Raw genomic sequence first — 20,352 nt, 5'->3', positions numbered from 1 at the left:
GTTTTTAACCTTGTGGCTTTACAACCAACACGTTAATCGGTGAATGCTGCACGACTTTACTCGCCACTGAACCCAACATGACTTTATCGATCTTCGAACGTTTATGGCTTGGCATCACAATCAGATCCGCTCCGAGCTTTTCTGCATAATCTAAAATGGTCGCGTAGGTTTTACCTTCTGCTACGTGCAGTTTGTAAATAATTTCATCATCGATATGCTGATCAGCGAACTGTTTGAGCTGCTGCTTGACATCATTTTTCATTTTAGCTGCAGCATCTTTAGGGAAGTAAGTCGCGACCATCGACATGTGAATGCCAGGTAGTACATTTAATAGATGAATTTCAGCGTTTGAATATCTTGCATGCCAAACAGCAAGTTCAACGGCTTTATCTGCAAAGCCTTTATCGTTTAGGTCAACTGGAACAAGGATATGTTTATACATTATTGTTTATCTCATTGTGCGATATGGCGCTTTGGAGCACCTTGTTTCCGTTAAGTATATGCCTAGCTTTAGCTAGGCATATTGATTAAGCGCGTATTTTTTGTGTTCTGATGCGGCGTTTTTGATTCCATGCTAAAGCAATGACCAATAGTAGCGCAGGTAGGAATACCCACTCTTTCATTGGACGGTCACTATCAACCACGACTGAGCGAATTTCCCAATCGAAATCAATCCCTGATGCTTCTGCTGGACTACCAAATTCAATCATGTCGACAATCATACGGTTATTAATTTGCTTGAGTGTTAGCCCCATAGACTGAATACGCTCTTCAGCGCTTACTGCTTTATCATTAAAAGGTAGTAGTACCGTCTTTGAACGGAAATCTCCGTAAAGTGTTTCACCAGCAACGATCAGTTCAATAGACTCACCGACATTGAGCGCCTCAGTAATTTGAGCAATCTCAGTACCTGGGTGAATCTCGGTCGCTGGATAAATCATATCCCACCAAAAACCAGGGCGGAAGAATGAGAAAGTGAGCACCAGCAATAAGACGGTTTCCCACCATTTGCTGCGAGTAAACCACCACCCTTGAGTTGCTGCTGAGAAGAGTAGCATCGCCGTGATGGCTGAGAAGATGGTCAATGCTAAATGCCACCAAGTATCAATACCCATCAACAGTAGTTGTGTATTAAACACGAACATAAATGGCAAAATAGCGGTACGAATATCGTAGGCAAAACCTTGAATACCAGTACGAATCGGATCTGATTTGGCGATAGCCGCTGCGGCAAAGGCCGCGAGACCAACCGGTGGCGTATCATCTGCCAAAATACCGAAGTAGAACACAAATAGGTGGACTGCAATCAGTGGAATGATAAGGCCATGCGCCGCGCCTAAAGTAACAATCACCGGAGCCATTAACGTCGATACAACGATATAGTTAGCTGTTGTTGGTAGACCCATACCGAGGATCAGACTGATCACTGCGGTGAAGATCAACATCATGATCACGCTACCACCAGAGATGAACTCAACAAAGTCAGTCATGACGAGACCAATCCCCGTCAATGTGACGACACCGACGACAGTTCCTGCAGCCGCTGTTGCCACACCAATACCGATCATGTTGCGAGCGCCAGACACTAGGCTTTCACTTAAGTCGATAAAACCCGCTTTGATCTGGGTATTCACATCATTGGTTTTGTTAATGAGCGACATGAGAGGTCGTTGAGTGATCAAAATAAAGATCATAAACACGGTGGCCCAGAAGGCGGAAAGCCCTGGGGAAAAACGTTCTACCGTTAAGCACCAGACTAGAACCACAATTGGTAAGAGGTAATGAAGACCAGACTTTACCGTCGGACCCGGATCCGGAACTTCGGTCAGTTCGGCATCCATATCCATTGCCCCTTCAGCGGCATAGCTAGCAGAGATCTTAACTAAGGCGATATAGGTCAACAGTAATGCAATGGTAACGATAGGGGTTGCTGCTGCGCCGAATACGTCTTTAGTCCAGCCAATGCCGTAATAAACGACAGCGCTGATGACACACAGACCTAAAATTGTGCCGGTAAAAGAGAGCAAGCTGTGAAGCAAGGTCGGTGTATTACGACGAGGTAGTCCGGTCATACCGGCTTTACAGGCTTCTAAATGCACAATATAGATAAGCGCAATGTAAGAGATGAGTGCAGGCAGTAATGCGGCACGGATAACTTCAACGTACGAGATACCGACATATTCGACCATCAAAAATGCCGCCGCCCCCATGATTGGTGGCGTTAATTGTCCGTTGGTTGATGCCGCAACTTCTACCGCTCCGGCTTTAGTGCCCGGAAAGCCAACTCGTTTCATCAATGGAATGGTAAAGGTACCAGTTGTCACAACGTTGGCAATCGATGAGCCAGATACTAGGCCAGATAAACCTGATGCAACTACCGCGGCTTTTGCTGGACCACCACGCATATGGCCAAGCATTGAAAACGCGACTTTAATGAAATAAGCACCGGCTCCCGCACGCTCAAGCATGGCGCCAAATAAAACAAAGAGGAAGACAAAAGAAGTGGATACCCCTAACGCAACCCCAAATACCCCTTCGGTCGTTAGCCATAAATGCGACATTGCTTTATTTAAGCTTGCACCTTTATGAGCAATGACATCTGGCATGTATGGGCCGCCAAAGGTATAGAGCAAGAATATCGCAGCCACCATCATTAACGGTGGACCTAACGCTCTGCGTGTTGCTTCAAGAAGTAACACCATACCAATGACTGAAACGACGATGTCTAATATTGTCGGAGCTCCCGAACGCCCCGCCAACTCGGTATAAAAAAGGTAGATGTAGGCAGCCGAGAAACTTCCTGCTAGGGCCAATAGCCAGTCGATAAGAGGAATGCGATCTCGCGATGAACTCTTCATGGCGGGATAAGCGGTAAACGCGAGGAATACGGCAAAAGTAAGATGAATGGCTCGTGCTTGAGTATCGTTCAAGACAGCAAAATTGAAGATAAATGGTAGCGGTGATGCATACCAAAGTTGGAACAATGACCAACATAATGGAACAAACCATAGAATGCGCCCAGATAACCCACTTGGGTTTCTTGCGCCAGTATCGGATTGCGCCACCATTTCTTGCACATCGGTAGACTGAGTCGTTGTCTTCGTCATGTACGTTATCCTTATTATGTGATGGTCTGATCTGAAAAGTTTCCATACATCAGTGCATTCGGCATGAATGATTCATTGCCGTGAACAGATTAGTAGGGTTTTCAGGAATCGATCAAAGTTGGTTTTCTAATCATTGAAAACCAAAATACATCCCTAAGATATAGAGTTTTAACAGCTTGGCTAAACTCTAACGGTTTGGAATATATGAATGTGTTAATGAAAGGAGGCATGACACCTCCTTTCTGGTTCGCTAAGTTATGAGTTATCGCAGTGCGACATTATTTTAGCAGGCCAATTTCTTTGTAGTATTTTTCAGCGCCAGGGTGAAGAGGAATAGAGATCCCCGCTTTTACCATGTCTTCTTTTTTCAAGTTTGCGAAAGCAGGGTGTAGGCGTTTGAAGGTATCGAAATCTTCAAATACTGCTTTAGCTAAGTTGTAGGCAACATCGTCTGAAACGTCAGTGCTCGTCACTAATGTTGCCGCTACACCAAAGCTTTTCACATCTTGCTCTGTACCACGGTACATGCCAGCAGGTACTGTGCTGTACGCATAGTAAGGGTTACCTGCGACGATTTTTTCAATCTCAGGCCCTGTTGCAGAAACTAATTTCGCATCACAAGAAGTTGTTGCTTCTTTGATTGAACCATTTGGGTGCCCAACCATGTAGATGAAGGCATCAATTTTGTTATCACATAATGCTTGAGAACGCTCAGAACCTTTTAGTTCAGAGGCAAGTTTGAAGCTATCGTTAGTCCAACCCATCGCATCCATAACAACGCCCATGGTTGCGCGGTCACCAGAGCCTGGGTTACCAATGTTGACACGTTTACCTTTAAGGTCTGCTACGCCATTAATGCCAGAATCAGCACGCGCGATGATGTTAAAAGGTTCGGTATGAAGTGAGAAAACCGCGCGTAGTTTTTTGAATGGACCTTGCTCTTCAAATTTACTGGTACCATTGTAACCATGGTACTGCCAATCTGACTGAACGATACCGAAATCTAACTCACCAGCACGAATAGTGTTAACGTTGTAGATAGAGCCGCCAGTTGATTCTACAGAACAACGAATGTTGTGATCTTTACGTCCTTTGTTGACAAGTTTACAAATCGCACCGCCTGTTGGGTAGTAAACACCCGTCACCGAACCAGTACCAATTGTAATGAACTCTTGAGCATTGACCGCACCCGCGCCAATCACTGCAGCTGCAATCGCTCCAACTTTAATCAATTTATTCAATGCCATGAATTTTCCTTCCTTATCCATTATTAACCCCATAAATAATAGCAATATAGGGGGAGTTTCCTTAACTAGGAAACGTCGTCTTTTTCAATCCGTGTGTTGAAAAAGCGGCTAAATAATACCAAAAAATCGACACATAATTATAGGAATGTTAAAAAATATAGCGAAATAGGCTATATATTAGTGACTCCTTTAGTGTCAAATATATGACAATGGCTTGCCTATCAATGAGTTATTATCGCTTAATTAGTGATGTCTTATTTTTGAAGATGTGAACAGAGTCACGCCTCAATAAGCGGCACGACTCTGATAATGTTAGAAAATGAGCGGAGTTTGAGCTGAAGTTTAACCTGCGTATTCAAACAGATCGCAAACAGAATCAAATAGTTGCTTGGTTGTGACATTCAAAGTTGGGGTGATAAAAATCGTATCATCACCGGCTACTACGCCTAAAATACCTTCTGATTTCCCCAAAGAGTCGAGCAAGCGAGCAATAAGCTGCGCTGCGCCAGGGCCGGTATGGATCACAACCAGTGCAGCGTTATGGTCGATATCTAGCACCAGTTCGCGCAGTGAGCTTGATACAGTCGGAACCCCAAGCTCAGCAGGAAGGCAGTAAACCATTTCCATTTTTGCATTGCGAGTACGTACGGCACCAAACTTAGTGAGCATGCGAGAAACTTTAGATTGGTTGATATTCTCAAACCCTTCGTTACGCAGTGCATCAACGATGTCACCTTGAGAGCCGAATCGTTCTTCTTTTAGTAGGGCTTTAAAAGCACGAACTAGATTATCTTGCTTATCATTATTGCGCATAGTCATCGTCTTCGATTGAACATTTATTGCTGCATATTCTCGCATAGCTATGCAGTTATAGCCAAACTATCCTGCAAAAGTGTCTAAAAGGTCACTGTAAAGTTGACGTAAAACTTTGGTCGAATGGCTGCTTAAGCCTTTGTCAGTAAAGATAATAAGCGGCATAATCGCCACTGGTTTTGTGGCACGGTTTTTTGCGATTGCGCAAGGTCGCAAAGCTGACGTTAATTGATTGTAATCATATTGTGATTGCTATAGCGTTCTACCTTAAAAATACCCTACTAAAAACATTTATAAGAGATTAACTCTCAAGGAGAACTACGATGAAAGTAGCTGTTATTGGTGCCGCTGGTGGCATCGGTCAAGCCCTAGCACTTCTACTTAAAAACCGTCTTCCTGCTGGTTCAGATCTAGCATTATATGATATTGCACCAGTTACTCCTGGTGTTGCTGCTGATCTTAGCCATATCCCGACACCGGTATCGATCAAAGGTTATGCTGGAGAAGATCCAACACCAGCACTGGAAGGTGCGGATGTGGTTTTAGTTTCAGCAGGTGTTGCGCGTAAACCAGGTATGGATCGTGCTGATCTATTTAATGTTAACGCTGGCATTGTTAAAGCGTTGGCAGAAAAAATTGCTAAAGTGTGCCCTAAAGCTTGCGTTGGTATCATCACCAACCCAGTAAACACAACAGTGCCAATTGCGGCTGAAGTATTGAAAAAAGCGGGTGTGTACGACAAGCGTAAATTATTTGGTGTGACTACACTGGATGTTATTCGTTCTGAGACCTTTGTGGCAGCACTTAAAGATAAAGATCCAGGCCAGGTTCGTGTACCTGTTATTGGTGGTCACTCTGGTGTCACTATTTTGCCTCTTCTATCTCAAATTGAAGGCGTTGAGTTTAGCGCTGAAGAAGTCGAAGCTTTAACTAAGCGTATTCAAAACGCGGGTACTGAAGTGGTTGAAGCAAAAGCGGGTGGCGGTAGTGCGACACTTTCTATGGGACAAGCGGCTTGCCGTTTCGGTCTGTCTTTAGTGAAAGCACTGCAAGGTGAACCTGGTATTGTTGAGTGCGCTTACGTTGATGGTGGTAGCGAACATGCTTCTTTCTTTGCTCAACCAATCAAATTAGGCAAAGACGGCGTAGAAGAAGTATTAAGCTACGGTGTATTAAGTGCTTATGAGCAAGCTGCTTTAGACGGCATGCTTGAAACACTGCAAGGTGATATCGCTATTGGTGTTGAATTCGCTAAATAATCGCGAAATATCATTACGCTAAAAATGCTGCTCTTTTAAGAGCGGCATTTTTTATGGGCTAAATGTTTTCATAACAGCACTTTAATCGGTTTAGTATTTGTGTGTTTTAAGCGGTTTAATCGCTATATTTACCTATTTTTGTAATTAATTTTTAAGGCTAACTCAGTATTATTGTTTGAATTAATGCAACTTTTTATATTAAGACGCTTTTCTGTATGTAGAATGTGGAGTTTTTTACTGTTTGCATTGTTATTTTGATGATGAACTTACTATCTTTTTGATCCTCGGCAATGAAGTTGCCATCTTTATCACTATCTAGGTGATAAAGATCACTTTAGGGCTATGTCTTATCATATTGTTCTCTAAAATAGCGCCTTCTTCCTCGTATGTGTAGATACTCACAGGAACATCACCATGGATAATAAACTCGGTTTAGGCTCACTCACAGCGCTTGTCATTGGTTCAATGATTGGTGCTGGTGTATTTAGCCTGCCGCAAAATATGGCCTCTGTGGCTAGCCCTTTAGCCGTCATGATTGGATGGGGGATCACTGGTATAGGGATGATCTTTCTTGCGCTTTCTTTCCAACAATTAGCGATTCATAAGCCGCACATCAATAGCGGTGTGTTTGGTTTCGCCAGAGAGGGTTTTGGAGACTTTGCAGGTTTTTGTTCTGCTTGGGGTTATTGGTTTAGTGCCATGGTCGCCAATGTTTCTTACCTAGTCATCGTTTTTAGTACGTTAGGGATGTTTTTTGATAGCCCAGATAGCGTCATTTTCGGAGCAGGAAATACTTGGGTTTCTATTGCTAGTGCTTCGGTATTACTCTGGCTTGTGCATTTACTGGTGTTAAGGGGAGTGCAAACCGCAGCGTTTATTAACCTCATTACTACCTTTGCGAAAATGGTACCTTTAGTTCTGTTTATTCTTTGCGCTGCATTTGCCTTTAGTTGGGATAAATTTACGCTAGATTTTACTGGGCTCCATTTTGGCAGCGAACACGATCTGCTTACCCAAATTAAAAGCACAATGTTGATTACCGTATGGGTGTTCATTGGTATTGAAGGTGCTGTCGTCGTGTCTAGTCGAGCTCGTCATCGTGCTGATATTGGCAAAGCGACCATTCTCGGTTTGTTGACAGCTCTGACGATATATGTGCTGGTGACTTTGCTGTCAATGGGGGTAATTAAGCCGGTAGAACTGGCACAATATCAAAATCCATCAATGGCAAAAGTTCTGACCATGATTATTGGCCCATGGGGTGAGTACATCATTGGTATCGGTCTTATTATTTCTGTTTGTGGGGCATTTTTAAGCTGGACAGTGCTGGCATCTGAAGCGCCATTTTTATGTGCAAAAGATAAAGTGTTTCCTGCCATTTACGCTAAACAAAATGCAGCGGGCAGCCCGGTTAAGGCGTTGACGTTAACCAATATCTGTATCCAGTGTTCATTGATTTTAGTGATGTATGCAGGTAGTACCTATGACACATTGTTGATCTTTGCATCTGAAATGATCTTAGTGCCATATTTTTTGGTCGGTGCATTCACGCTTAAGCTGGCGATTGAACAGAAAAATCGTGGCAAGTTACTCATCATTGGTTTGTCGGCGACGATTTATGGGTTGTGGTTGCTGTACGCTTCTGGTTTGCATTATTTGATGCTCTCTGCATTGCTGTATCTGCCAGGGCTTTATTTCTACATCAAAGCTAAACGGGAGCAGGGCATTCATCCATTCCAAGGGAGAGAGAAGTTTGGCGCGTGTGCTTTGACCCTTGTTGCTGTTGTTGCTTGTGGGATGATTTGGCAAGGTGGGTTGTAGCTTAATGTTCAGTAGAATGATGAAGCGCCTTGATAGCAAGGCACTTCATCTCTGTTTGTCTAATGCTTGATTACTTGCGGGTAAAAAATAGAAGAACAAATCGCAAGTTATATCGAGCCATCATTATCGGTTACTTAGTGCGGTTCACTGCCATATGAGCCAGTGTAATCAACGCCTGCTTGTAATCGCTATCAGTAATTACAGCAAGTTCAGCTATCGCTTTATCGGCTTCTTGTTGCGCTTTTTGCGTTGTATATTCTAACGAACCTGTCTGCTTCATGACCGCTAGAATTTCATCTAAACGCTCCATGCCATTCGATTTTTCAATTGCCTCGCGGATCATGCTGGCTTGTTCTGGTGTACTATTTTGCATGGCATACAGCAGTGGTAAAGTGGGTTTACCTTCCGCTAGATCATCACCAACGTTCTTGCCCATCTCTTTTCCATCAGAGGTGTAATCCATCACGTCATCGATGAGCTGGAAAGCGGTGCCGAGGTATTTGCCGTAATTTTGTAAAGCTGTTTCGATCTCTTGAGGGGCATCGTTTAAGATAGCGCCAATTTGAGTTGCCGCTTCAAATAAACGTGCCGTTTTTGAGTAGATCACCTGCATATAACTTTCTTCGGTGGTGTCAGGATCATTACAGTTCATTAACTGCTGAACTTCACCTTCCGCAATGACGTTTACAGCATCGCTCATTAACTCGAGGATCCTTAATGATCCTAACTTAGTCATCATTTGGAATGAACGGGTGTAGATGAAGTCTCCGACCAACACGCTGGCGGCATTACCAAACGCGGCATTGGCAGTTGCTTTGCCACGACGCATGTCAGACTCATCGACGACATCATCGTGCAACAAGGTCGCAGTATGAATAAATTCGATAAATGCGGCTGCGGTTGTGTGCGCCTCTCCCTGATAACCGAGAGCACGAGCTGACAAGATGGCCAGCAGAGGGCGCAGGCGTTTACCTCCGCCACTGACAATATAAAACCCTAATTGGTTGATTAAAGATACATCAGAGTTGAGCTGAGCTTGAATTGTTTCATTCACTTTTGCCATGTCGTTGGCAGTAAGTGTTTGGATAGCGTTAAAATCCATGATTGATCCGGCTGAAGTTAGAACCTATAAGGTATTTTGTTCTTCTATAATTCTCGAATAATACACTAAAAAACGTTGATTAATACATGGCTTAAAGGCATGATTGCGGCACTTTTCATTGGCGATTAGCTTTTCGCCAATTTTTTCAAAATATGGCTTGTCTTAGGGTACTCATTCGCGTAGAATCTGCGCCCTATTGATGATTAGTTTAGCGCACACCCAAATTGCTCAAATAAAAAGCATACGGCTGTGCGGAAAGAGCGGAGTAAAATATGTACGCTGTTTTCCAATCTGGTGGTAAACAACACCGTGTAAGCGAAGGTCAAACTCTTCGTTTAGAGAAATTAGACGTTGAAACTGGTGCAACTGTTGAATTTGATAAAGTTCTTCTAGTTGCTAACGGTGAGGTTATCACTGTTGGTGCACCTCTTGTTGAAGGCGGTAAAATTACTGCTGAAGTAGTACAACACGGTCGTGGCGATAAAGTTAAAATCGTTAAGTTCCGTCGTCGTAAACACTCTCGTAAGCAGCAAGGCCACCGTCAGTGGTTCACTGAAGTGAAAATCACTGGCATCAACGCTTAAGTAATTTAGGAGAGTTTAACAATGGCACACAAAAAAGCTGGCGGTTCTACTCGTAACGGCCGCGATTCAGAAAGCAAACGTCTTGGTGTTAAGCGTTTCGGTGGTGAATCTGTTCTTGCAGGTAACATCATCGTTCGTCAACGTGGTACTAAGTTCCACGCAGGCACTAACGTTGGTATTGGTAAAGACCATACTCTTTTCGCTCTTACCGAAGGTAAAGTGAAGTTTGAGGTTAAAGGTTCTAAAAACCGTAAATTTGTTAGCATCGAAGCTGAATAAGTTTAGTACCTAGCTGAATTCAAAAGCCCTGCCGTTACGGTGGGGTTTTTTATTTATCAGTCGAACAGAAAAGAAGACACTCTAATCGCTAGAGTTTCTCCTTATGTGTTCCAATTGCAGGTGAAACAAAGGATGATCAAGGTCGATTCTGAGTCTGTATCTGCTAGAATTTATATCATTGTGTAACAGTGATATCGCAGCGCAAATAGTGCGGAGTAACAAATGAAATTCGTTGATGAAGCGGTAATTAAAGTCGAAGCGGGCGATGGCGGTAACGGTGTCGTTAGCTTTTGGCGTGAAAAATTCGTGGCGAAAGGTGGCCCTGACGGTGGCGATGGCGGTGATGGTGGTGACGTCTACATTCAAGCTGACGAAAACCTTAATACTCTAATTGACTACCGATTCCAGCGTTTCTACGCAGCTGAGCGTGGTAAAAATGGTAGTGGTGGTAACTGTACTGGTAAACGCGGTAAAGACATTACGCTAAAAGTCCCTGTCGGTACGCGTGCGGTTGATATCCATACCAATGAAGTGGTTGGTGAAGTTGCTGAGCATGGTAAAACCGTCATGGTCGCAAAAGGCGGTTGGCACGGTCTAGGAAACACTCGCTTTAAGTCCTCGGTTAACCGTGCTCCACGTCAAAAGACGATGGGTACTAAAGGTGAAGTCCGTGAGCTGCGTCTTGAGCTATTGCTGCTTGCTGATGTCGGTATGCTTGGTTTACCTAATGCGGGTAAGTCAACGTTCATTCGTTCTGTTTCCGCTGCAAAACCGAAAGTTGCCGATTATCCGTTTACAACCTTAATCCCAAGCTTAGGCGTGGTGAGTGTTGTCCCTGAGAAGAGTTTTGTGGTTGCCGATATTCCAGGCTTGATCGAAGGCGCTGCGGATGGTGCTGGCTTGGGTATTCGCTTCTTAAAACACCTAGAGCGTTGTCGCGTGTTGCTGCATATGATCGACATCATGCCGATTGATCAAAGTGATCCGGCGCAAAATGCACTAACTATCATTGATGAGCTCGAGCAATACAGCGAGAAAGTAGCACAAAAACCACGTTGGTTAGTGTTCAACAAAGTTGATCTTATGCTGGAAGAAGAAGCGGATGAAAAGATCCAAGAGATCTTGGAAGCATTGGCTTGGGAAGGTAAATACTTCAAAATTTCGGCTGTGAATAAGAAAGGCACCGCGGAGTTATGCCGTGAGCTGGCTGACTTTATGGAAACATTACCTCGTGAAAAAGAAGAGCTAAGCGAAGCGCAAAAAGTTGACTTCATGTGGGATGATTACCATAAAGATGCAATGAGTGGTCAGAACGTTATTACTGAAGATGACGATGATGATTGGGACGATTGGGATGACGAAGAAGATGACGGTCACGTTATCTATGTTCGTGATTAATTTTGTCCAAAGTATTGAGCCGCAATAGCAATTGCGGCTTTTTTGTGTCTAAATCAAATTTCAGATACTTATTTTCGTGCAAAATGTTGCACTTTTAGGACGTTAGGAAAGGAATCATGGCATCCAAACAGAGATCGGTTTCTCGATTAGTCGCCCAAGCAGGGCAGATGTTATTAGCGCATGGTGCTGAAAGCACTTTAGTGGGTGATATTATGCGTCGAATGGGCGCAGCCTGCGGAATGAGTGAAGTGGAAGTATCACTTTCCGCCAGTTCATTAGTGTTGACTACCGTTTATGATAGCCACTGTATTACGACCGCTCGTCGTTGCCCTGATCGTGGTATCAACATGCGAGTTGTGACTCAAGTGCAGCGCATTTGTATCATGATGGAGAAAGGAATTTTAGACTATTCTCTTGCGCAGAAGAAACTCAATCAAATAAGTCCAGAGCGCTATAATCGTTGGTTAGTGGTGGTGATGATCGGTCTTTCATGCGCGGCATTCGCTCGTTTGGCAGGCGGAGATTGGACCGTATTTGCAATGACTTTCATTGCTTCTGCTGTAGGCATGATCGTTCGCCAAGAAATAGGCCATCGCCACTTTAATCCGCTCGTCAACTTTGCGGTCACAGCATTTGTTACGTCTACCATTTCTACTCAAGCGGTCATTTACCAATTAGGTAATAAGCCGACCATTGTCATGGCTTCTTCGGTATTGATGTTAGTGCCTGGTTTTCCATTGATTAATGCGGTTGCTGATATGCTCAAAGGCTACATCAATATGGGCATTGCCCGTTTTGTCATGGCCAGCTTACTCACCTTGGCAACTAGTCTTGGGATTGTGGCTGCGATGAGTCTGACTGGCGTGTGGGGGTGGTAACATGGATTGGATGAATTTATTGATTGGCTTAGCTAATGATATGTTTTTTGCAGCGATTCCTGCGGTGGGTTTTGCTTTGGTATTCAATGTGCCCGTACCTGCGCTTAAGTACTGTGCTTTAGGTGGCGCGATTGGTCATGGCTCGCGTTATTTGATGATGCAATTTGGTATTCCAATTGAGTGGGCGACTTTTTTCGCCGCAACCATTGTTGGAATGGTGGGCGTTAATTGGTCGCATAAATTTTTGGCACACCCCAAAGTGTTCACTGTTGCGGCGTTAATCCCGATGGTACCTGGTGTCTTTGCTTTTAAAGCAATGATCGCCATGGTTGAAATTAACCATATTGGCTTCACCCCTGAACTGTTTTCGACGCTGATGGCTAATTTTCTGAAGGCAATGTTTATTATTGCCGGCTTAGCGGTTGGTCTCGCGGTACCAGGCTTGTTATTCTATCGCCGTAAACCCATTGTTTAGAACATTGAAAGCGGAATATCGTTTTCTCTCACTCCACTCTAGGATCTTATTTTATGATCATCAGTATGATTGCCGCGATGGCAGACAAGCGAGTTATTGGTAAAGATAATCAAATGCCATGGCATTTACCTGCTGATTTTGCGTGGTTTAAGCGCTGTACTTTAGGTAAACCTGTGATCATGGGGCGTAAAACCTATGAGTCGATTGGTCGTCCTCTACCTGGTCGCCATAATATCGTGATCAGCCGTGATGCTTCTCTGATGATTGAAGGAGTATGTGTTGCACCTTCCATAGATGAAGCAATCAAGGTTGCGGGTGATGTGGATGAAGTGATGATCATTGGTGGGGGTTCTATCTATCAAGCCTGTATGCCAAAAGCCAATAAGCTATATCTCACATTTATTGACTTAAATGTTGAGGGTGATACCCAATTTCCTGAATGGGGAAGTGAGTGGCAGGAAGTGCATCGTGAAGCGTATCAAGCGGATGAAAAAAATGCACACAACATGCAGTTTGTGATTTTCGATAAGAAATAACAGATTCCGGATCGCCATTAAGCGGTGATCCGGATGTTCTTATCCGCTAGCTTTTGTGTGCTAAAGCTGGCTGAATGAAATATTGTTGATCTTCCCAACGTAGCATGGTCAGAGTTCCTCCCCATACACAGCCAGTATCCAATCCAATGCAGTATTGACTGCGGTAGCCTTCCAATGCGGCCCAGTGACCAAATATGACGGTTTTATCTAAGGGAATTCGCTGAGGAACATCAAACCAAGGCACGAGTGCGTCATCGCTAACTTGTTGTGGCGGCAGCTTACACGCCATGTCTAGCCTTCCATCCGTAAAACAAAATCGCATACGGGTATAAGCATTGATGATGTAGCGATAACGCTCGATACCTTGCAGCTTGTGACTCCAGATATCGGGAGTGTTGCTATACATCTGCTCTATCAACCAGCGCCAGTTTTCACCTTGCAAAACAGCGGCGACTTCTTTTGCTGCTTCACGTGCTGTATTGAGATCCCACTGCGGTGAAATACCGGCATGACACATCACAAACTCGGGATGTTCAGCCATAAGTGGTTGATGGCGTAGCCACTCTAATAGTTCGTCAGCGTCATGAGCTTGAAGGATCGGCAGTGTTTTATCTCGAGATTTGGCCGGATGAATCCCAATAGATACCGCGAGTAAGTGAAGATCATGGTTACCTAACACGACGCGCGCTGAGTTACCTAGCGCTTTTACAAAGCGTAATGTTTCTAATGATTTTGGCCCCCGTGCGACTAAGTCACCCGCTAGCCAAAGCGTATCATGTTGTGGTTGAAATTTTACGGTAGCAAGCAGATGCTGAAGTTCATCAAAACAGCCTTGAATATCACCGACGATATAATTCGCCACGAGTACCTCATTAGTTTAAAACGTTAGGGATCGCGAGACGAAAAGGGGCTATCTCTACGATAAATTCATTCTGATCTTGATCAAGCATGACATAGTGACCTTGCATAACACCGACTGGTGTCTCTAAAGCCGTTCCACTGTGATAGGAGTATTCATCATTGGCTTGGATAATTGGTTGCTCTCCAACGACGCCATCGCCTTCAATCGACATTTGCTTACCATTAGAGTCAGTGATAAGCCAGCTGCGGCTCATAAGTTGAACTTGCTGTTTACTTAAGTTGGTGATGGTGATGAGGTAAGCGAATATATAGCGATGTAATTCAGGACTTGACTGTTCGGCAATGTATTTAGTTTGGACTTGGATTTTGATACAAGGTTGAGATACGTCCATGTTAACTCCTTGTTTTGATAGATGAGCGATAGACATTGAAAGTATATCGCTCAATCGTCATTAGGCGTGATTAGCGTCTAACCAGTTTGCCATAGCAACAAACTGTTCAAGTGTTAGGTTTTCTGGGCGCAAAGCAGGGTTAACACCAAGTTCTTCTAACGTTTCCGCTTCAATTAAACCTTTGTAGCAGTTACGTACCGTCTTACGACGTTGGTTAAAGCCATCACGACACACTCGTTCCAACCACTTCATATTGGTTGTTGGATGCGGCAGGACTTCATAAGGTACTAAACGTACAACGGCTGAATCTACTTTTGGTGGCGGTACAAATGCAGTGGGTGGTACTTCTAACACCGGTACCACTTTGCAGAAATACTGAGCCATAACGGTTAGACGACCGTATGCCTTGCTACCAGGGCCCGCAGCTAAACGATTAACCACTTCTTTTTGCAACATGAAGTGCATGTCTTGAATGTCTTTATGAAATTCAAATAAGTGGAACATTAACGGTGTTGAAATGTTATACGGCAAGTTGCCAAAAATACGCAGTTTATTATTTGGCTTCACTAATTGAGTGAAGTCGAAACGCATGGCATCGCCTTCATGAATTGTCAATTTACTTGATAATTCAGGGTGGTTACGGAGACGTTCGGCCAGGTCACGATCCAGCTCTATGACCGTAAATTTATCGACTTCACGGCCTACAGGTTCAGTGATGGCACCAAGACCAGGACCAATCTCAACCAGGTTTTGCCCTGGTAGTGGATTAATCGCAGAGACAATACCATCAATAATGTATGGATCGTTTAGGAAGTTTTGACCAAAACGTTTACGCGCTTTGTGTCCTAAGTGGACATCATTTCTCATAGTTTTCTCGAAATTAATTAGGTTTCTTTTCTACCAAGTCAATCGCGTAGGCGAGTGCTGTTCTAAAGCTCCCTGTATCCGCAACCCCTTTCCCTGCTAATTCGAGCGCGGTGCCATGATCGACCGATGTTCTTATAAAGGGTAGACCAAGAGTAATATTTACTGAACGACCAAAACCTTTGTATTTTAATACGGGTAAAACTTGGTCGTGATACATGCCTAAAACAGCGTCGGCATCTTGCAAGTATTTGTCGTTAAAGATGGTGTCGGCTGGTAGTGGGCCTATCAAATTAATGCCATCTTGTTGACGAATTTTTTCTAGTGTCGGCGTGATGGTTTCAATCTCTTCACGACCTAGGCAGCCATCTTCTCCTGCATGAGGATTTAATCCGCACACATAAATCTTCGGTTCTGTGATGGCAAATTTTTCCAGCAGATCCTTATGTAGGATCTCAATGATTTTTTCTAACCGCTCTTCTGTAACCGCTTTGGATACATACGCAAGTGGAATGTGAGTCGTCACCAGTGCCACTCTTAATCCTTCAGTTGCAAGCATCATCACGACTAATGGTGTATTTGACTTCTCAGCAAAAAACTCGGTGTGGCCACTAAAAGCAACGCCAGCACGGTTGATCACCCCTTTATGCACAGGGCCGGTGACAATAGCATCAAATTCATCATTCATACAGCCTAAAGCGGCTCTTTCTAATGTGTTTAATACATAATGACCGTTTGCTTCATCAAGCTTCCCCGCGACAACGGGGGTTGCGAGAGGAATGTGATCAACAACTAATGACCCCGCTTGTTGGGGAGTAGGTTCCGCACTTGAGTCATAATCTTCAAGTTTTACATTAATACCAAGCTGCTGCGCACGTTGTTCGAGTAACGTTTTATCAGCGCACACAATCAGTTGATGCGCCCAATTTTCTTTAGATAGCGCCAGTACTAAATCTGGACCAATACCTGCTGGCTCACCAGCCGTGACAACAATGCGCTTAATTGTCATCTTGCTCATCCTTTAAGATTTCCACAAATGCACTGGCGCGCATCTCTTGCAGCCAAGCACTTGCTTCTTCATTAAATTTGCGATTAAAAAGAATACGATAGGCTTTATTTTTAATTGCAGAATCGGTGCGGTCAACTTCACGGCGATCAAGTACTTCAACAATGTGCCAGCCATGCACTGTTTTAAAGGGCTCGCTGATTTGACCAACTGGCAAGATTTCAACTTGGTGTTTGAATTCTGGAACGTATAAGTCAGGTGTTTGGTAGCCTAATTCACCATTTTGCGCAGCTGAACCTGGGTCTTGGCTGTATTGTTGAGCGAGTTCGGCAAAGGTTGCTTCACCGGCATTAATGCGTCGGATGAAGTCATTTAGCTCTTTTTTAACTCCATCATCACTTAAAATAACCGTTGGTTTTATCAGAATATGACGCGCATTTACTTCGGTTACCGCAACGGTTTCTAAGCCTTTCACATCTTCGATTTTTAAAATATGAAAGCCAACACCACTACGAAATGGACCAATAATAGTGCCCTTATTTTGCATTTTGATTTGATCAGCAAAGATAGTTGGCATTTCTTCTTTACGCATCCAGCCCCAATCACCACCTTGCAGTGCCTTTGGACCTTTAGAGTAGGTATAAGCCATGGTACTAAAATCAGCACCTTGGTTTAGTTTTTCAGCTAATTCTTCGGCTTGTTTCTCAACAACGGTTTTATCTTGGTCATCACTAAAACGTAGCTGGATATGACCAATTTTATACTGAACGGTCGCATTGGTTTCTTGGGCAAGGATATCGGCTAGGTTATCGACTTCAGCAGGGAGAATATTGACTCGACGGCGTACAAGAGCATTGCGAGCTTCACTAGCAGCAATTTCTTTGCGCACTTGTTCGCGAAATTCTGCGTAAGTTAAATCTTCAGCGGCAACCGAAGTTGTCAGTTCGTCAATCGTTTGGTTGTTATTTTGAGCAATTTCATTGATGGCTTCATTAAGGCGATTATCATCGATCCGCACTCCAATACGCTCAGCTTCTTGTTGCTGAATGGTATCGATAACCAGCTTTTCTATCACTTGTTCGCGCAGGACCTTTTCATCAGGAAGTGTTTGGTTATTTTTCTTAGCATTGATGTACAGGGTTTTTATGGCGCTATTAATATCGCTTTGCAAAATAACGCCGCTATTGACGATAACGGCAACGCGATCAAGCTCAACGGGAGTCGCTGAAGCGGTTGCAATATTTAATGTTGCAACTAAGCCAATAAGGGTGTGTTTCCACAATTTCATTTGCAGTCCTATCAAAGATGAGAAAAGCCTACGTGATAGCATAGGCCAAATAAATTAGTTACTTAGAGTAAATGGGCGACCATAACCTAAAGCATTCCCAGCGTTATCAACTCCAGCTAAACCTGAACCTGCACCAATGGTGGTACCAAAGCCGACAATGCCGAAGTTTAGGCTAAAGTTATTTTCATAAACTGGGTCAGCATCCGGGTCAGTGATAAAGTTACCATTCCAACTTCTTAACTGATTGCTATAGGTAAAGCCGATATACCAACAATCAGAGGTATAGCTTAAGTTCGCCAGCCACTCCAAGCTTTCATCGGTCGTTAAATCGTAGAAGTACTGACCGCTCACATTCCATTTACGATTAATCTGGTAACCGCCTAATAAACCAGCCTGTGAAATGCCATCGACAGTAATTGAATTTACCGGAACGCTATCACCGACGGTGTTTTCGATATACTCTTTCGTTACATAACGATAGTTAGCTTGAATATATCCAGAGCCAGCACGGTACTCTAAGGTGCTGTTGGCGAGTTGCATCGCATTTGTATCAATGTCGTACTGAACGCCACCGTGGTAGAAAAGGTAATCGTCATAGTTGAAGTCCATTTCTACCGCCCAAGCTGAGTAGTTGGATTTAACCTCTTCCTTACTACTGCTATCCAGTCGGTTGCTTTTGTTAAGGTATAGAATTTGACCAAAAGAGATGTTCAAACGTTCTTTATATTGCTCATCAAAGAAGCGGGTTGATGCGCCGTAGCTAAATTGGTTTGCTGCCGCTATTTCATCAACACCACTGTATTTGCGGCTGCGGAAAAGCCCATAGTAATCGGTTTGCAGCAGCGTTGTATCGTATTTAGCAATGTTGTTTTGATTTTCTTTCGGTACATACAAGTACTGGAGTTGTGGTTCGAAAGTTTGTGTGTAGTCCTCGAAGATTGCGGTATTTCTTTCTAGGACAATTCCGGCATGAGAGCGAAATTCAGGTATAACGCGAGTGACGCTTTCTTCAAGATCTTTGTATTCACTTGCTGTAACACCATCGAGATCTTGCTGGTAATAAGTCCCTAACAGTCGGGCTTCAGTAGTCCAAGTCCCCCAGGTATTAGCTATAGGGATAGTAATGCCGGGTTCTATATGTACTCGTGTTGCGTCGGGCTTGCCCGTAGCGTCAGTTTCAAAGCGCGATATATGACTGATTAAGTCGAAGTCCATATAGGGCAGCAGCTCTGGTGCATAATAGTTAAACGCAAGCTGCGGCATTAAACGGTAAGGTTGATTGCCGTTATTTGTAAGAACTTGAAAGTCACGCACTAATATAGAGCCATCCCAGTTATTAGATCGATAGGTAGCTTGACCTTCTTGAATTAACTGCCCATCCTCACGGTTACCAATGTCAGAATCTAAATCGGAAAAGTAGCTAATGTCACTGACGCGAGAGTAATCAATATCAAATTTCCATACCTGGTTGAAAATACCGCTGTGTTCATATTGGAAACCCCAACGGTTTCCTTGTTCAGTGTATTTTTTATCGTCATGTAAATATTCAGATTTAATGCTACCGCTGCCGAAGTCACTCAGATAACGAAATTTGCTGTTTAACTGTGTGCCACGTTCTTGCATGTATTTTAACGTGGTTTCTAAGTCGTAGTTTGCTGCTAAGTTCCAATAAATAGGAACTTCGACTTCAAAGCCATCACTAGAGCCATAAGATACCGTTGGGTATAAAAAACCTGTCTTACGAGTGTCACCAATAGGGACGGTTAAATACGGCAGGTAAAAAATCGGCACATTTTGAATTTCAAAGCGAGGGTTGTAGAACGTTGCTTGTTCTTCGTTTTGGTCAACATCAATGCTCGATGCTTTCAAACGCCAAGCGTTATCGCCTTCGGGGCAAGAGGTAATCGAACCATCTTCAATTTCATAAACCGCTTTGCCTGTTTTTGAAACATAAACCGCTTCACCGCGTCCCGGTTCACACAAAAACTGATATTTTGTGTTTTCTAGCGTCATTAAGTCGGTATTAAGATCATTGGTCGCTTTGTCTGAAACGGTTTTTACTTCGCCATCACTAAAGTTTACATTGCCCTCAGCAACCACAATGTTTTCTTTTTGGTGAAGAGTCACTGTATCGGCCAAAATACGTTTTTTGCCTTGAACGACGACCACGTTACCTTTGTAGTTTGCGCGTTCGCCATTCACTGCTTCTAGCGTATCGGCTTCAACATTGATAGGCTGCTCATTAGCGCCTTCAGCTTCGGGTTCGTTGATCAAACATTGATCTATAGCGGGCAGTTCCTGCACACTATCGTCTAACATAGCTTCTGCTTGAGTCGGTGGCACAAAAAGAGCAGCGCTAATTGAAGCGGCTAGTATGGTGCGGGAAAAACATGACATCGAGTTGTACTATCCTGTTGAACTTGATTGATTCGGAATGTGAAT

General features: G+C 43.7%; 19 protein-coding genes. 8 read left to right on the top strand and 11 right to left on the bottom strand.

All coding sequences use genetic code 11. The annotated features are described in order from the left end of the window. Positions 1-4 precede the first annotated feature (4 nt). From MCT08_RS13580 to argR, 4 genes are all read right to left on the bottom strand, one after another. The gene (locus MCT08_RS13580) at positions 5-442 is read right to left on the bottom strand and encodes a universal stress protein (protein ID WP_274678606.1); all 438 of its coding nucleotides are present in this window, start codon (positions 440-442) and stop codon (positions 5-7) included. An 85-nt stretch (positions 443-527) separates the two neighbouring features. Then, positions 528-3,107 (bottom strand): TRAP transporter permease, encoded by a 2,580-nt coding sequence (locus MCT08_RS13575; RefSeq protein WP_274678604.1) that lies wholly within the window; start codon positions 3,105-3,107, stop codon positions 528-530. A gap of 278 nt (positions 3,108-3,385) precedes the next feature. Continuing rightward, positions 3,386-4,354, bottom strand: a complete 969-nt coding sequence (locus MCT08_RS13570; RefSeq protein WP_168523473.1) for a TAXI family TRAP transporter solute-binding subunit — start codon at positions 4,352-4,354, stop codon at positions 3,386-3,388. A gap of 342 nt (positions 4,355-4,696) precedes the next feature. Continuing rightward, positions 4,697-5,167 carry a transcriptional regulator ArgR gene (gene argR, locus MCT08_RS13565; RefSeq protein ID WP_053308838.1) on the bottom strand — a complete coding sequence of 157 codons (471 nt, stop codon included), beginning with the start codon at positions 5,165-5,167 and terminating at the stop codon, positions 4,697-4,699. 323 nt (positions 5,168-5,490) lie between these two features. Here argR and mdh point away from each other — a divergent pair, with 323 nt between their 5' ends. Further along, the gene (gene mdh, locus MCT08_RS13560; RefSeq protein WP_274678602.1) at positions 5,491-6,426 is read left to right on the top strand and encodes a malate dehydrogenase; all 936 of its coding nucleotides are present in this window, start codon (positions 5,491-5,493) and stop codon (positions 6,424-6,426) included. A 414-nt stretch (positions 6,427-6,840) separates the two neighbouring features. Then, on the top strand, positions 6,841-8,247 hold the full coding sequence (locus tag MCT08_RS13555; RefSeq protein ID WP_274678601.1) for a basic amino acid/polyamine antiporter: 1,407 nt from the start codon (positions 6,841-6,843) through the stop codon (positions 8,245-8,247). Positions 8,248-8,377: 130 nt separating this feature from the next. Here the strand turns inward: MCT08_RS13555 and ispB are convergent, their stop codons facing one another. Beyond that, positions 8,378-9,349, bottom strand: coding sequence for an octaprenyl diphosphate synthase (ispB, locus tag MCT08_RS13550; RefSeq protein WP_261918165.1), 972 nt, complete (start codon positions 9,347-9,349; stop codon positions 8,378-8,380). Positions 9,350-9,621: 272 nt separating this feature from the next. Between ispB and rplU the strand changes: the two genes are divergently transcribed. The 6 genes from rplU (at position 9,622) to folA (ending at position 13,499) form a co-directional block, all read left to right on the top strand. After that, positions 9,622-9,933 carry a 50S ribosomal protein L21 gene (gene rplU, locus MCT08_RS13545; RefSeq protein ID WP_053308762.1) on the top strand — a complete coding sequence of 104 codons (312 nt, stop codon included), beginning with the start codon at positions 9,622-9,624 and terminating at the stop codon, positions 9,931-9,933. 21 nt (positions 9,934-9,954) lie between these two features. Then, complete coding sequence (gene rpmA, locus MCT08_RS13540; protein WP_053308761.1) at positions 9,955-10,212, top strand: 50S ribosomal protein L27; 258 nt, start codon at positions 9,955-9,957, stop codon at positions 10,210-10,212. A 222-nt stretch (positions 10,213-10,434) separates the two neighbouring features. Further along, positions 10,435-11,610: an Obg family GTPase CgtA gene (gene cgtA, locus MCT08_RS13535; RefSeq protein WP_053308760.1), complete on the top strand. Its 1,176-nt coding sequence runs from the start codon at positions 10,435-10,437 to the stop codon at positions 11,608-11,610. Positions 11,611-11,726: 116 nt separating this feature from the next. Next, positions 11,727-12,488 (top strand): threonine/serine exporter family protein, encoded by a 762-nt coding sequence (locus MCT08_RS13530; RefSeq protein WP_053308759.1) that lies wholly within the window; start codon positions 11,727-11,729, stop codon positions 12,486-12,488. Position 12,489: 1 nt separating this feature from the next. Then, entirely contained in the window at positions 12,490-12,963 is a 474-nt protein-coding gene (locus tag MCT08_RS13525) for a threonine/serine exporter family protein (RefSeq protein WP_274678600.1), read from the top strand. A 53-nt stretch (positions 12,964-13,016) separates the two neighbouring features. Continuing rightward, positions 13,017-13,499, top strand: a complete 483-nt coding sequence (gene folA / locus MCT08_RS13520) for a type 3 dihydrofolate reductase (protein WP_053308757.1) — start codon at positions 13,017-13,019, stop codon at positions 13,497-13,499. A gap of 46 nt (positions 13,500-13,545) precedes the next feature. Here folA and apaH read toward each other — a convergent pair whose 3' ends face one another. The 6 genes from apaH to lptD are packed head-to-tail and all read right to left on the bottom strand — an operon-like array spanning position 13,546 to position 20,307. Further along, on the bottom strand, positions 13,546-14,361 hold the full coding sequence (apaH, locus tag MCT08_RS13515) for a bis(5'-nucleosyl)-tetraphosphatase (symmetrical) ApaH (RefSeq protein ID WP_274678599.1): 816 nt from the start codon (positions 14,359-14,361) through the stop codon (positions 13,546-13,548). Between the two features lie 10 nt (positions 14,362-14,371). Beyond that, a complete protein-coding gene (gene apaG / locus MCT08_RS13510; RefSeq protein WP_274678598.1) occupies positions 14,372-14,752 on the bottom strand; it encodes a Co2+/Mg2+ efflux protein ApaG in 381 nt (126 codons plus the stop codon). Between the two features lie 60 nt (positions 14,753-14,812). Further along, complete coding sequence (rsmA, locus tag MCT08_RS13505) at positions 14,813-15,619, bottom strand: 16S rRNA (adenine(1518)-N(6)/adenine(1519)-N(6))-dimethyltransferase RsmA (RefSeq protein ID WP_053308754.1); 807 nt, start codon at positions 15,617-15,619, stop codon at positions 14,813-14,815. 13 nt (positions 15,620-15,632) lie between these two features. Further along, positions 15,633-16,625, bottom strand: coding sequence for a 4-hydroxythreonine-4-phosphate dehydrogenase PdxA (pdxA, locus tag MCT08_RS13500; protein ID WP_420911148.1), 993 nt, complete (start codon positions 16,623-16,625; stop codon positions 15,633-15,635). Then, positions 16,615-17,910, bottom strand: coding sequence for a peptidylprolyl isomerase SurA (gene surA / locus MCT08_RS13495; protein WP_274678595.1), 1,296 nt, complete (start codon positions 17,908-17,910; stop codon positions 16,615-16,617). The genes pdxA and surA overlap by 11 nt, the downstream gene beginning before the upstream one ends. A 54-nt stretch (positions 17,911-17,964) precedes the next feature. Next, complete coding sequence (lptD, locus tag MCT08_RS13490; RefSeq protein ID WP_168523463.1) at positions 17,965-20,307, bottom strand: LPS assembly protein LptD; 2,343 nt, start codon at positions 20,305-20,307, stop codon at positions 17,965-17,967. Positions 20,308-20,352: the final 45 nt, after the last annotated feature.

This window comes from Vibrio aestuarianus, assembly GCF_028858425.1.
Classification (GTDB): domain Bacteria; phylum Pseudomonadota; class Gammaproteobacteria; order Enterobacterales; family Vibrionaceae; genus Vibrio; species Vibrio aestuarianus.
Note: the sequence above shows the minus strand (reverse complement) of the source record. Positions and strands in the feature narration are given on the sequence as shown.

Bases quoted from the DNA above. Each gene is read 5' to 3' on its own strand.
- MCT08_RS13530 (WP_053308759.1), top strand. From the start codon at position 11,727: ATGGCATCCAAACAGAGATCGGTTTCTCGATTAGTCGCCCAAGCAGGG.
- mdh (WP_274678602.1), top strand. From the start codon at position 5,491: ATGAAAGTAGCTGTTATTGGTGCCGCTGGTGGCATCGGTCAAGCCCTA.
- argR (WP_053308838.1), bottom strand. From the start codon at position 5,167: ATGCGCAATAATGATAAGCAAGATAATCTAGTTCGTGCTTTTAAAGCC.
- rpmA (WP_053308761.1), top strand. From the start codon at position 9,955: ATGGCACACAAAAAAGCTGGCGGTTCTACTCGTAACGGCCGCGATTCA.
- cgtA (WP_053308760.1), top strand. From the start codon at position 10,435: ATGAAATTCGTTGATGAAGCGGTAATTAAAGTCGAAGCGGGCGATGGC.
- rplU (WP_053308762.1), top strand. From the start codon at position 9,622: ATGTACGCTGTTTTCCAATCTGGTGGTAAACAACACCGTGTAAGCGAA.
- MCT08_RS13525 (WP_274678600.1), top strand. From the start codon at position 12,490: ATGGATTGGATGAATTTATTGATTGGCTTAGCTAATGATATGTTTTTT.
- rsmA (WP_053308754.1), bottom strand. From the start codon at position 15,619: ATGAGAAATGATGTCCACTTAGGACACAAAGCGCGTAAACGTTTTGGT.
- MCT08_RS13575 (WP_274678604.1), bottom strand. From the start codon at position 3,107: ATGACGAAGACAACGACTCAGTCTACCGATGTGCAAGAAATGGTGGCG.
- MCT08_RS13570 (WP_168523473.1), bottom strand. From the start codon at position 4,354: ATGGCATTGAATAAATTGATTAAAGTTGGAGCGATTGCAGCTGCAGTG.
- folA (WP_053308757.1), top strand. From the start codon at position 13,017: ATGATCATCAGTATGATTGCCGCGATGGCAGACAAGCGAGTTATTGGT.
- pdxA (WP_420911148.1), bottom strand. From the start codon at position 16,625: ATGACAATTAAGCGCATTGTTGTCACGGCTGGTGAGCCAGCAGGTATT.
- surA (WP_274678595.1), bottom strand. From the start codon at position 17,910: ATGAAATTGTGGAAACACACCCTTATTGGCTTAGTTGCAACATTAAAT.
- lptD (WP_168523463.1), bottom strand. From the start codon at position 20,307: ATGTCATGTTTTTCCCGCACCATACTAGCCGCTTCAATTAGCGCTGCT.
- MCT08_RS13580 (WP_274678606.1), bottom strand. From the start codon at position 442: ATGTATAAACATATCCTTGTTCCAGTTGACCTAAACGATAAAGGCTTT.
- ispB (WP_261918165.1), bottom strand. From the start codon at position 9,349: ATGGATTTTAACGCTATCCAAACACTTACTGCCAACGACATGGCAAAA.
- apaG (WP_274678598.1), bottom strand. From the start codon at position 14,752: ATGGACGTATCTCAACCTTGTATCAAAATCCAAGTCCAAACTAAATAC.
- MCT08_RS13555 (WP_274678601.1), top strand. From the start codon at position 6,841: ATGGATAATAAACTCGGTTTAGGCTCACTCACAGCGCTTGTCATTGGT.